At 62.1% G+C, this 11,480-nt stretch carries 13 protein-coding genes; 5 read left to right on the top strand and 8 right to left on the bottom strand.

From position 1 onward, the window contains the following. Window positions 1–305 precede the first annotated feature (305 nt). From FHT87_RS04490 to pcaD, 6 genes are all read right to left on the bottom strand, one after another. Window positions 306–1,073, bottom strand: coding sequence for an SDR family oxidoreductase (locus FHT87_RS04490; protein ID WP_183799799.1), 768 nt, complete (start codon window positions 1,071–1,073; stop codon window positions 306–308). Between the two features lie 62 nt (window positions 1,074–1,135). Beyond that, window positions 1,136–2,182 carry a 3-carboxy-cis,cis-muconate cycloisomerase gene (locus FHT87_RS04485; RefSeq protein ID WP_183799796.1) on the bottom strand — a complete coding sequence of 349 codons (1,047 nt, stop codon included), beginning with the start codon at window positions 2,180–2,182 and terminating at the stop codon, window positions 1,136–1,138. 121 nt (window positions 2,183–2,303) lie between these two features. Beyond that, window positions 2,304–2,915 (bottom strand): protocatechuate 3,4-dioxygenase subunit alpha, encoded by a 612-nt coding sequence (gene pcaG, locus FHT87_RS04480; RefSeq protein ID WP_183799793.1) that lies wholly within the window; start codon window positions 2,913–2,915, stop codon window positions 2,304–2,306. Between the two features lies 1 nt (window position 2,916). Beyond that, window positions 2,917–3,666: a protocatechuate 3,4-dioxygenase subunit beta gene (pcaH, locus tag FHT87_RS04475; protein ID WP_183799790.1), complete on the bottom strand. Its 750-nt coding sequence runs from the start codon at window positions 3,664–3,666 to the stop codon at window positions 2,917–2,919. Between the two features lie 10 nt (window positions 3,667–3,676). Continuing rightward, window positions 3,677–4,075, bottom strand: coding sequence for a 4-carboxymuconolactone decarboxylase (gene pcaC / locus FHT87_RS04470; RefSeq protein ID WP_183725783.1), 399 nt, complete (start codon window positions 4,073–4,075; stop codon window positions 3,677–3,679). Continuing rightward, on the bottom strand, window positions 4,072–4,875 hold the full coding sequence (pcaD, locus tag FHT87_RS04465; protein WP_183725781.1) for a 3-oxoadipate enol-lactonase: 804 nt from the start codon (window positions 4,873–4,875) through the stop codon (window positions 4,072–4,074). Before pcaD ends, pcaC begins: the two co-directional genes overlap by 4 nt. Window positions 4,876–4,968: 93 nt before the next feature. Between pcaD and pcaQ the strand changes: the two genes are divergently transcribed. From pcaQ to FHT87_RS04440, 5 genes are all read left to right on the top strand, one after another. Next, window positions 4,969–5,907: a pca operon transcription factor PcaQ gene (gene pcaQ / locus FHT87_RS04460; protein WP_183725779.1), complete on the top strand. Its 939-nt coding sequence runs from the start codon at window positions 4,969–4,971 to the stop codon at window positions 5,905–5,907. Window positions 5,908–5,971: 64 nt separating this feature from the next. After that, window positions 5,972–6,865, top strand: coding sequence for an NAD(P)-dependent oxidoreductase (locus tag FHT87_RS04455; RefSeq protein ID WP_183725777.1), 894 nt, complete (start codon window positions 5,972–5,974; stop codon window positions 6,863–6,865). A gap of 82 nt (window positions 6,866–6,947) precedes the next feature. Continuing rightward, the gene (locus FHT87_RS04450) at window positions 6,948–7,625 is read left to right on the top strand and encodes a response regulator transcription factor (RefSeq protein WP_183725775.1); all 678 of its coding nucleotides are present in this window, start codon (window positions 6,948–6,950) and stop codon (window positions 7,623–7,625) included. Continuing rightward, a complete protein-coding gene (locus tag FHT87_RS04445) occupies window positions 7,622–8,992 on the top strand; it encodes a HAMP domain-containing sensor histidine kinase (protein WP_183725773.1) in 1,371 nt (456 codons plus the stop codon). The genes FHT87_RS04450 and FHT87_RS04445 overlap by 4 nt, the downstream gene beginning before the upstream one ends. 71 nt (window positions 8,993–9,063) lie before the next feature. Next, the gene (locus FHT87_RS04440) at window positions 9,064–9,648 is read left to right on the top strand and encodes an rRNA adenine N-6-methyltransferase family protein (protein ID WP_246698026.1); all 585 of its coding nucleotides are present in this window, start codon (window positions 9,064–9,066) and stop codon (window positions 9,646–9,648) included. A gap of 18 nt (window positions 9,649–9,666) precedes the next feature. Here the strand turns inward: FHT87_RS04440 and FHT87_RS04435 are convergent, their stop codons facing one another. Both FHT87_RS04435 and FHT87_RS04430 read right to left on the bottom strand, forming a co-directional pair. After that, window positions 9,667–10,422: an IclR family transcriptional regulator gene (locus tag FHT87_RS04435; protein WP_183799787.1), complete on the bottom strand. Its 756-nt coding sequence runs from the start codon at window positions 10,420–10,422 to the stop codon at window positions 9,667–9,669. Between the two features lie 96 nt (window positions 10,423–10,518). Next, on the bottom strand, window positions 10,519–11,430 hold the full coding sequence (locus tag FHT87_RS04430) for an acetamidase/formamidase family protein (protein WP_183725769.1): 912 nt from the start codon (window positions 11,428–11,430) through the stop codon (window positions 10,519–10,521). Between the last annotated feature and the right edge of the window lie 50 nt (window positions 11,431–11,480).

The raw sequence follows: 11,480 nt of genomic DNA, 5'->3' as shown, positions 1-11,480 counted from the left end.
CTCGTCTTTGTCATATCGTGCTCAAAATCGAGATGTTCTTGTTTCTCGCGGAAATCGCTGAGATAATTTCCTTGCGCAACCTTTGGAGTGAACATGGCTCCAGTCACTGCAATCCTTATAGGCCTCGTGATCGTTTTCATCCTCATCGTCGCATTTGCCGTATTCTTGTCCTGGAACCCTGTTTGGTGGGCGCACCTTCGGTTTTCCAGGCGTTCCGTTCGTGGCCAAGCCGAAGGCGGCCTCGAAATGAGTTTTGATTGCGGTGATGGAGGCGACGGCGGTGGTGACGGTGGAGGCGATTAACCTCAGAGCGACGCCGTAATCCCACCGTCGACCATCAGCATATGGCCGTTGACGAAGGACGATGCGTTCGACGCCAGGAAGACGGCCGCACCAACCAACTCTTCCACATTGCCCCAGCGGCCAGCCGGTGTACGGGTTTCGAGCCAGCCGGAGAATTTCGGATCATCGACAAGTGGCTGGTTGAGCGGCGTCTTGAAGTAGCCGGGCGCAATCGCGTTCACCTGAAGGCCATGCTTTGCCCAGTCGGTTGCCATGCCACGGGTGAGATTGCGCACAGCACCCTTGGTCGCCGTATAGGGCGCGATACCTGGCCGGGCGAGTTCGGCCTGAACCGAGGCGATGTTGATGATCTTGCCACGGCCGCGGCTGATCATCGCCTGCGCGACCGGTTGGCTGACGTAGAAGACGCTGGAGACATTGGTGCGAAAGAGTTCGTCCCACTTTTCGACCGGAAAACTCTCCAGCGGCGTGCGGAACTGCATGCCGGCATTGTTGATGAGGATATCGATCGGGCCGATCTCGGCTTCGATATAGGTAATCGCCGAGCGGCAGGCCTCCGCATCAGTCACGTCGAAGGCTGCGCTGACGGCATGGCGTTTCTGCTCGCGGATCGTCTCGGCGGCGGCCTCCGCCTTCTGGGCGTTGCGGCCGTTGATGATGATGGAGGCGCCGTGTTCGGCAAGCCCGAGTGCCAGCGCATAACCGATACCCTGGCTGGAGCCCGTCACGAGCGCGCGGCGGCCGGAAAGATCGAAGAGGGGAAAGGTCACGGGATCACTCCTGAAATCAACGCCTCTGCATAGCCGGTTTTACCGCGTTCATGCAAAGGCGATCAGCCTGTCCCCAGACGCTTGATATTGCCGATAAGTTCCGCCGCCAGCCGCAGCGAGGCGGCGGTTGCCATGACCAGCTGCGGCAGCACCAGCCATTCGAGTGTCCAGGCCGCCCCGGAGCGCTCCTGCTCATGAACGAGGGAATGATGGATGGCCGAGAGCTGCGTTGCGTTGAAGCGGGCGAGCGCGACCAGCGTTTCGGCGGCGACCGGATTCTGCTTATGGGCCATGGCCGAGGAAGCGCCGCCACCCGCAAGCTCGATCTCGCCGCCGGCTTCGGCGAGCAAGGCGATATCCTGCCCGAATTTGCCGAGGCTGCCGGAGATGAGCGAATAGAGATTGGCGAGATCGGCAATGCGGCTGCGGCGGCTCTGCCATTGCGGCTCATCGGCCAATCCCAGCTCCTGCGCCAGCGAGGCGCGCACGACGGATGCCTCGGCCCCGAGCTTTTCGAGTGTACCGGCCGCACCGCCGAATTGCACGGGGAAGGTCTGCTCCGTCAGCCGGTCGCGATAGGTCTCCAGCGGCATCCGCCAGGCGGCAATGCGGTCGGCGGCGGTAATCGGGATTGCGGCCTGCATGCGTGTATGGCCCATCAGGCGGTTGGCGCCGAACTGGCGTTCGAGCGCCGCCAGTTTCGTCGCGATGGCATGCAGCCTTCCGCCGAACAGGAAGGTGATGGACTTCAGCCGCAACATCAGGCTGGTGTCGATGGCATCCTGACTGGTCGCACCGAAATGAACATGTTCGGCGGCCTCGCTGCCGACCACCTTCCTGAGCTGTTTGACGAGGTCCGGAATGACGACCCCATCCCGAGCCGTTGCAGCCTTCAGGCTTTGCACATCTGCGGTAAAGCCAGCGCAGATCTCGCCGATTGTTCGCGCGGCTTCCGCCGGAATGATGCCATGCGTCGCTTCTGCGCGTGCAAGTGCCGCTTCGAAGGAGAGCATCGCCCTGATATCAGCCTCGACTGAGAAGTAGGCGACGATTTCAGTGTCTCCGAGCAGGCCGGAAAGGAAGGGATGGTCGAAAGGGGATGTGGTCATGTGGCAGCTCGTTTCATCGCAATCCCGGTCTGCCTGTCGGCTTATCTCGACCCAGATAGGGCAGGGCGAAGCCGACGCTACTTGCCCGACGGATCGCGGGCAAGTAGCCAGTCGAGATAGCTTAAATGTCCAGGAACACCGTTTCCTTCGGTCCCTGCAGGTAAATGTCGAAGCTCAGCTTCGCGCCATCGCGCGCAGCGATCAGCGTTGCCACGCGCTCGCGGTGCTCGATACGCGCCAGAACCGGGTCCACCGCATTGGCATCCTGCTCTTCCGGGAAATACATGCGCGTGTGCAGGCCGATATTGATGCCGCGGGCGACGATCCAGAAGGTGATATGCGGGGCCATCTTGCGGCCGTCCTTGAAGGGAACCTTGCCGGGCTTGATGGTTTCGAAACTATAGACACCGTCTTCGGCGCGGGTGGGGCAGCGGCCCCAGCCGGTGAAGTTCGGGTCTGCCGTGCCACGCATTTCCGAGGGGCTGTTGTAGAGGCCGGCGCTGTCTGCCTGCCAGATTTCGATGACGGCGTCGCGAACGAGTGCTCCGGCACCGTCGAAAATACGGCCGCTGACGGTGATGCGCTCGCCGAGCGTCTTGTCATTGACCATCCGCGTACCGAGGTCACTGTCGAAAACGCCGGTGATGTCGCAGAAGTTCGGCGTCAGGCCGATATGCACATAGGGGCCGGCGGTCTGGGACGGGGTTTCCTTGAGATAGCCGAGTTCCTGCATGTCAGTTCCCCTCCAGCTTGTTTTCGAACATGGTCGAGCGGCGGCCGCGCAGCACGATATCGAACTTGTAGGCGCGGCTGTCCATCGGGATCGTATTGCCCCAATCCATGGGGGCGATGAGCTGCTCGATCGCCGCCTTGTCCGGGATCGCGCCGACGATCGGACATTTCCAGATCATCGGATCGCCTTCGAAATACATCTGGGTGATGAGGCGCTGCGAGAAGCCGTGGCCGAAGATCGAAAAATGGATGTGCGCCGGGCGCCAGTCGTTGACGCCGTTTGGCCAGGGATAGGCGCCGGGCCGCACGGTGCGGAAGAAATAGCGGCCTTCCTCGTCGGTAACGAAGCGGCCGCAGCCGCCGAAATTCGGGTCGATTGCGGCGAGATAGGTTTCTTTCTTGTGGCGGTAGCGGCCGCCGGCATTGGCCTGCCAGAATTCGACGAGGACACCAACCTGCGGACGACCGCGCTCATCGAGCACCCGGCCGTGGACGATGATGCGTTCGCCGATGGCGCTCTCGCCGGGCCGCGCGAAATTATGGATCAGGTCGTTATCCATCTCGCCGATCATCGAATGGCCGAAGACCGGGCCGGTGATTTCCGAAATCGTGCCATCGAGAGAAAGCAGCGCGCGTTGCGGTGAACGGAGGAGCGAGGTCTTGTAACCCGGCGCATAGGCCGGCGGATGCCAGGCACGGTCGCGGGCGAAGAAAGCTCCGGTTTCTGGCTTGCGGTTCGGTAAGTCGGACATTCTCTCCCCCTCAGGCTGCCTTGCCGGCGTCCATCTGCTCGAAAACCTGTTTTGCGATCTTGATTGCATGATTGGCCGCCGGCACGCCGGCATAGATTGCCACATGCAGCAGCGCCTCCCGAATATCCTCCCGGGAGGCGCCAGTATTGGCGGTGGCGCGCACATGCATCGCCACCTCTTCGTCCTGGCCAAGGGCTGCAAGCAGGGCGATCGTGATCATCGAGCGCTCGCGTTTCGTCAGCTCCGGCCGCGACCAGACATGGCCCCAGGCGGCCTCGGTGATCAACTCCTGGAACGGCTTGTCGAATTCCGTCGCAGCGGCTTGGGCGCGGTCGACATGGGCATCGCCGAGAACGGCGCGGCGGGTTGTCATGCCTTGATGATAGCGTTCGGACGCGGTGTCGCTCATGGGCTCTTGTCTCCGATGGATGAGAGGAAGGCGCGGATGATCGCTGTCAGCGCTTCCGGCTGCTCGATGGGCGGAATATGAGCGCAGTCCTTGATGACTTCATAGCGCGCGTCAGGGATCAGCTTTGCTGTCGAGAGCACCAGATCCGGCGGTGTCGAACCATCCTGATCACCGACGACGCAAATGGTCGGCACTTTGATCCTGGCCGCGGCCTCGGTGAAATCGGCGTCACGGATCGCAGCGCATGTGGCGACATAACCTTCCACCGGCTGGCGGATCAGCATGTTGCAGTAGCCGGCATAGGCGATGTTTTCAGGTCGGCGGAACGCCGGCGTGAACCAGCGCTCCATGACCATGTCGACGATGCTGGCAATGCCGCTCTTCTCGACGGTGGCGATACGGCTGTTCCAGCTGTCGGCCGTGCCGATCTTGTGGGCGGTATCGCAAAGGATCAGCGCCTTCACCAGATCCGGGCGGCGCTGGTAGAGCGACTGGGCAATCAGGCCGCCCACCGAGAGACCGCAGATGACGGCATCCTTGACCGAAAGCAGATCAAGCAGGCCGGCAAGATCGGTCGCATGATCCTCCATGGCGTAGGGCACCTGGCCGACATCGGAAAGCCCATGGCCGCGCATGTCATAGAGGATGATGGCAAAATCGCCGGCAAGACGCACGATCACATCGCGCCAGATCCGGAAGTCCGTGCCGAGCGAATTGGCAAAGACGATGACCGGCCGGTCAGCCGGCGCGCCGATGAGCTGGTAGTGGATCGTTACGTCGTTGATACTGGCGAATTGCACTTTAAATCTCCTCCACGTCCAATTTGGTGAGTTGAACCGGTTAAGTAAAATGATATTTTCCAGCTTTCCGATAACCCATGAGTTATGAAAGCAATGATCGATAGTCGTATCAAGTTTCGCCATCTGCAGACCTTTGTCGAGGTGGCGCGGCAGAAAAGCGTGATGAAGGCCGCCGAACTTCTGCATGTCAGCCAGCCGGCAGTGACGAAGACGATCCGCGAGCTGGAGCAGGCGCTCGGCGTCGGGGTTTTCGAGCGGGAAGGACGCGGCATCCGCATCACGCGGTACGGCGAGGTCTTCCTGCGCCATGCAGGTGCTGCGCTGACAGCACTCCGGCAGGGGCTCGATTCCGTCTCGCAGGAGCAATTTGGCGATGCCCCGCCGATCCGTATCGGTGCTCTGCCGACGGTCTCGACACGCATCATGCCGCGGGCGATGGACCTGTTTCTGAAGGAAAATACCTGGAGCCGGGTGAAGATCGTCACCGGCGACAATGCCGTACTGTTGGAGCAGCTGCGTGTCGGCGATCTCGATCTCGTCGTCGGCCGTCTCGCGGGAGCAGAAAGGATGGCCAGCTTCTCGTTCGAGCATCTTTATTCCGAGCAAGTGGTCTTTGCCGTGCGCGCCGGCCATCCGCTGCTTGGCGCCGGCAAATCGTTCTTCACCGAACTCGGCCACTACACGCTTCTGATGCCGACCCGCGGTTCGATCATTAGGCCGGTGGTCGAAAATTTCCTGATCGCCAATGGTGTCGCCAGCCTGCCGAGCCAGATCGAGACCGTCTCCGATGCCTTCGGCCGCGCTTTCGTGCGCGATAGCGACGCGATCTGGATCATTTCCAACGGCGTGGTTGCGCGGGATATTGCCGACGGCGTGCTTGTCGCCCTGCCGGTCGATACGAGCGAGACGAAGGGTCCGGTTGGATTGACGGTGCGTACCGATGCCGTCCCTTCGCTGCCGCTGTCGATTCTCATGCAGACGATCCGTGAGGCAGCGCTGGAAACTTCGGGGCAGCCCGCACCTGCGCACTAACCTTCAAGACAACTGTCGCCTTTGTTCGTAGACTTCGCTCCTGGCTATCCGAGGAGACGGCAAAATGAAAACAGGCTTCATCGGTCTCGGCGTGATGGGTACGCCGATGGCGCTCAATCTCGCGCGGGCAGGCACCGACCTCATCGTCTGGAACCGGTCGCCGGAAAGCGCTGACACGCTACGGACAGCCGGTGCCGAAGTGGCCGCGGATGTCGACGAAGTGTTTGCAAAAGCCCGGACCGTCATCCTGATGCTCGCCACGGCAGCGGTGATCGACACGGTTCTCGGGCGCGGCACACCAGGTTTTGTCGAACGGGTCGCCGGACATGTCGTTATCCACACGGGGACCACCGCGCCCGAATATTCGAAAGCGCTTGAGGCGGATATTCGTGCCGCCGGCGGCCATTATGTCGAGGCGCCTGTTTCAGGCTCGCGCCGGCCGGCGGAGGAAGGCCAGCTTGTGGTCATGCTTGCGGGAGATGCGGACGTCGTCGAAGAGGTTCGTCCGCTTTTGAAGCCCATGTGTAGGGAAACGGTTGTCTGCGGCGCCGTGCCGAATGCGCTCCTGATGAAGCTTGCCGTTAATATATTTCTGATCACGACGGTCACGGGGCTCGCCGAAGCGGCGCACTTTGCCGCTCGACAGGGATTAGACATGGGACTTTTCAAAGCTGTCGTCGATGCCGGCCAAATGGCGAGCGGCATATCGCGGATCAAGAGCGGCAAGCTGGTGGAGCGGGATTTCTCAGTGCAGGCGGCGATCTCCGACGCGCTCAAGAACAACAGGCTGGTGGCCGAAGCGGCCCGGCAGGCGGGCATCGCCTCGCCGCTGCTCGATGCTTGCCATGCGCTCTATGCCGAAACCGAAAGCCTGGGTTTCGGCCGTGAAGACATGGCGGCTGTCATCCGCGCCCTTGAAGCGCGGACGGAGGCGCTTGCCCTGCCCTTCGGCGATTGAACGTCAGGGCGCTCTGGTAATTTTCGTCATGCTGACGCAATCTTGCCTGTGCAGAGAGCGGCTTTTGAAGTTGGACGATCGAATGCGCGTCTTGCTGGCGGAAGATGAACCGGAAATGGCCGCTGTGCTTACGGCGGCGCTCCGCAACAACAACATCATCGCGGACCACGTTTCAACGATCGAGGCGGCCGAGGAGGCCGTGCGGCTGAACAGTTATGATGCCCTGCTGCTCGACCGCAGCCTGCCTGACGGCGACGGGCTGGAACTGATCGCCGAAGCGCGCCGCATCCAGCCGACCGTTCCCGTCATCATGCTGACGGCGCGCAGCGATCTGAAAGACCGGATCGAGGGGCTTGATCTCGGCGCCGACGACTATCTTGCCAAGCCCTTCGCCGTAGAGGAGTTGATGGCGCGGCTGAGAGCTATCCTGCGCCGCCCTGGCAATATCGAGATCGAAAGCCTGTGCCTCGGCCGGCTGCATTTCGACTTGCGCAATCGCGAGGCGCGTGTCGGCGACGTGGCGCTCGAATTGCCGCGCCGAGAATTGCTGGTGCTGGAAGCGCTGATGCGCCGCGCCGGCCGCACGGTGGAGCGCTCCAGTCTGGAAGAGGCCGTCTACGGCATGGATGACGAGATCCAGTCCAATGCACTCGATGCGCATGTCTCGCGCGTGCGCCGCAAGCTCGATGCGGCATGTGCTGGGGTCGAGATCCATACGATCCGCGGGGTGGGTTATCTGATCCGGCAGGCCCGGCCATGAAGAAGATGAAGTTCTATTCGCTGAAATGGCGGTTGATCCGCCGGCTGGTGGCGCTGCAGGCCGCAACCCTGGTGCTGATCGCGATCGCCTTTGCCTTCGTCTTCTGGATCTCGGGCATGAGCGGGATTTTCGCTCCCGACGAGCATGCAATTGATGCGGTGACGGAATCGATCGCTTGGAATCCCGATGGTTCGATGCGCACCACGAGCACGGACGCACTGGACTACCAGCGCGATAAGGCAGCCGATTTCTGGTTCCTGGTGCGTGATCAGCAGGGGCACATGCTGACCGACGGGAATGTGCCGGCGCAATATTTCGCCATTGCGAACTCGGGCACGGATATCGCCGAGGCGCGTTTCAACGGGGATGAGGACAATCCGGCGACAATTGCCGCGCGCCTGCAAAAGGTGAAGACCGATCACGGGGATCTTCTCGTCATCGTCGGACGTCAGGGCAGTCTCTCGGCCGGCAAACTTCTGGTCGTCTTCGTGGCGATCGCCTCCGGCGTCGTGCTGCCGGTGATCTTGCTGACAGGCCTGATCACACTGGCGGTCACGCCCTTCGTTGCGCGCGGCATCCACCGCGGATTGAATGAGGTGGCGCAGGCAGCACAGGGCATCGATGGCACCACACGCGGTTATCGCCTGCCGCTCGAAAACGTGCCGGAGGAAGTCGCACCGCTGGTCATTGCCATGAACGAGACGCTGCAGCGCCTCGATGACGACCACAACAAGCAGCGGCGCTTTATGCTGGCGGCCGCCCATGAATTGCGCACGCCAATCGCCATATTGCAGAACCGGCTGGAAACCATGCCGCCGACGGAAGCAACCAACCGGCTGCTGGAGGATGTCGCTCGTCTCTCGACGCTCGCCCAGCAATTGCTCGACCTGCAGCGGCTCAATCAGGAGCCGGTGCCGGATTGCTCCATCGACCTTGCGACGGTCGCCAGACGGCAGGCCGCGGAACTTGCGCCGCTGATCATCGCTGCCGGCTATCAGGCCAATTTCGAGCTGCGCTCGATGCCCGAACGCATTCTCGGCGACGAGACCGCGCTGGAGCGGGCGATCGCCAATCTGGTGCAGAATGCCATCCAGCATGGCGGCAGGAGCGGCACGATCACCATAGCCGTGGAGCGCCCCGCACAGATTTCCGTCAGCGATGAAGGCCGCGGTATCGCGCCTGAGGACCGGGAACGGATTTTCGAGCCCTTCCAGCGCGCCAACGGGCGCAGCCAGGGCATCGGGCTCGGCCTGCACCTCGTGCGCGAGATCGTCAAGCTGCACCACGGGCGCGTATGGGTGTCGGATGCGGAGGGCGGCGGCGCGAGCTTCAACATGAGCTTCGAGCCGACGGTCCAGACTGTATGAATCTCTCCGATGCTGCGAGTGCACGTCATGCTCACATCATTTGAAAGGGGAATACCGGAATTGGAAAATCGATGCCGGAGACCCGCATGCAACAGCCGCCACTGGCCGCCTTCTTTAGTGCGCTTCTCGCCGAGCCCAGGAAAATCGGCGCGATCGTGCCCTCGGGAGGGCGGCTGGCGCGGTTGATGACCAGCGAGATCGAGCCTTCGGCCGGCAAGGTGCTGGAGCTTGGCCCCGGCACCGGGGTTTTCACCGAGGCGCTTCTCAAACGCGGCCTAGCGGCGCGAGACCTGACCCTAGTGGAGCTCGAAGCCCGCTTCATCGCTCCACTGCGGCAGCGCTTTCCTGACGTGACCATCCTCCAGCGAGACGCGTGCGAGCTTTCTGCCTGCAGGACCGAGTTCGGGCCGCAGGCCGCAATCGTCAGCGGCCTGCCTTTTCGCAACATGCCCATCGAGGTCATCACCGCCATCGTCGGCGGCGGGTTCAGCCTGCTGGAACGTGGCGGCGCCTTCTACCAGTTCACCTACGGCCAATCCTGTTCCGTTCCACCAGATGTGCTTGCGGAATTGGGCCTGCGGGCGGAGAGGCTCGGCCGGGTGCGCCTGAATATTCCGCCCGCCAGCGTCTTTCGCATTTCGCGCCGGCCGGAGTGACGGCTGATGGCTTCGGCTCTAGCGCAGCACGGTCCGCAGTGTGGTTTGCGTTTCCTTGAGTAGCGGCAGGTAGCGCGCGACCATCTCGGCCGCCGGCACATGGGCGGCCGGTGCGCCGATATTGATGGCGGCTACAGTCTGACCGCGGTCGTTCTCGACCGGTACGGCGATGGAGCAGAGGCCGATTTCAAGCTCCTGGTCGATGAGAGCATAGCCCTGTGCGCGAACTTTGCGGAACTCCGCCATCAGTTCCCCAGGATCGGTCTTCGTATTCGGCGTGTTCGCCTTCAGCTCGCTTCGGGAAAGAACCGCCCGTGCCTCGCCTTCAGGGAGGGCGGCAAGCAGCACGCGGCCCATCGAGGCGCAATAGGCGGGAAGACGGCTGCCGGGCGTGAGATTGATCGACATGACGCGGCGCTGCGAGGCGCGGGCGACATAGACGATCTCGCTGCCGTCGAGCACCGAAGCGGATGCGCTCTGGCCAGCCTTCTCGGAGAGGGCATCGAGATGCGGCTGAATGAGCACCGGCAGCGGTGTCGCCTCCAGATAGGCATGCCCGAGCCGCAGGATCTTCGGTGTCAGCGTGAAGAACTTGCCATCGTAATTGGCGTAGCCGAGTTCGGCGAGCGTCAGCAGCGAGCGGCGCACTGTGGCGCGGTCGAGGCCGGTGAGCTTCGCCGCATCGGTGATGGATAGGCGGCGATGCATTTCACCGAAAGCTTCGATTACCTTGAGGCCGCGGGCGAAGCCGCTGACGAAATCGCTTTCGCGCATGGACTTGTCTGGCTCCTTCATCGTGGCTCAGAAGTTCGGTTGCCGGATCGATGATGGGTGAGGTCCCGATCGCAGCCTTTGTGCGGCCGGCATTGCTCAGCGCGCCGGAAGCCATTTCTTCGCAACCCGGCAGGCGACCGTGTAGGCGGGATCGAAGACGTTGCCAATATCGTAGCGGACCACCTGGCCGAGCAGATGGCTGGCCGCGACCTTCGTCAGGTCGTAGTCCGCTACGAGCACGGTCAGCATTTCGGTCGTCGCATGCTGCAGAGCCTGATCCAGCGGCCTCGCATTGCCGATGGTGATGATGTCATCGGCAATTTCGGCCCTCGGCCAGGACATCGGCCTTGCCTTTTCGACGGTCAGCCGGACCGTCACCTCGAATGTCGTTTCGACGCCGGTGCCGACGATTTCGCCGTCACCCTGGACCGCATGGCAATCCCCGAGAAAGAACAACGCGCCGGGCGCAAAGACCGGAAACCAGATCGTCGCGCCTGGACCGAGCAAGCGATAGTCCATGTTTCCACCATACGCGCCGCTGGTCGCCGTTGAGATCGCCTGGCCGTGGCTCGGCGCAACGCCGAAACATCCGATCATCGGCGATAGCGGTAGGACGAGGTTTTCGATGCCGGCAACCTGCTCCTTCAGCTTCACCGTCATGGCTTGCCGGTCGATGTCCCACAGCGTCTTTTCGGACCTCGGAAGATCGCGAGCCGCCTCGGGGTCGATGACATTTGCCGCCAGCACACTGCGAGTGAAGCCCATGTCACGCGTCGGTTTCATGTCCAGAATCTCGACCTTGAGGGCATCTCCGGGTTCGGCACCTTCAATGAAGATCGGCCCATTCATAGGATTTGGACCGTGCGCCCGCTGGACCTCATTCTCGTCGTAGCCCCCTGCATCGAGCGTGCGGGTTACGATCGTATCGCCGCTCATGATTTTCAAAGCAGGAGGCAAGGTGCCAATAACGTTGTAAAAGGCAGTCGCGACGAAATCGTGGGTCGTCATGGTAGAGGTTCCGCTCAGATGTTTGGAATGTGTTGCGCGAGATAGTCGTG

Origin of the sequence: Rhizobium sp. BK316 (assembly GCF_014193695.1) — a bacterium.
Taxonomy (GTDB): domain Bacteria; phylum Pseudomonadota; class Alphaproteobacteria; order Rhizobiales; family Rhizobiaceae; genus Rhizobium.
Note: the sequence above shows the minus strand (reverse complement) of the source record. Positions and strands in the feature narration are given on the sequence as shown.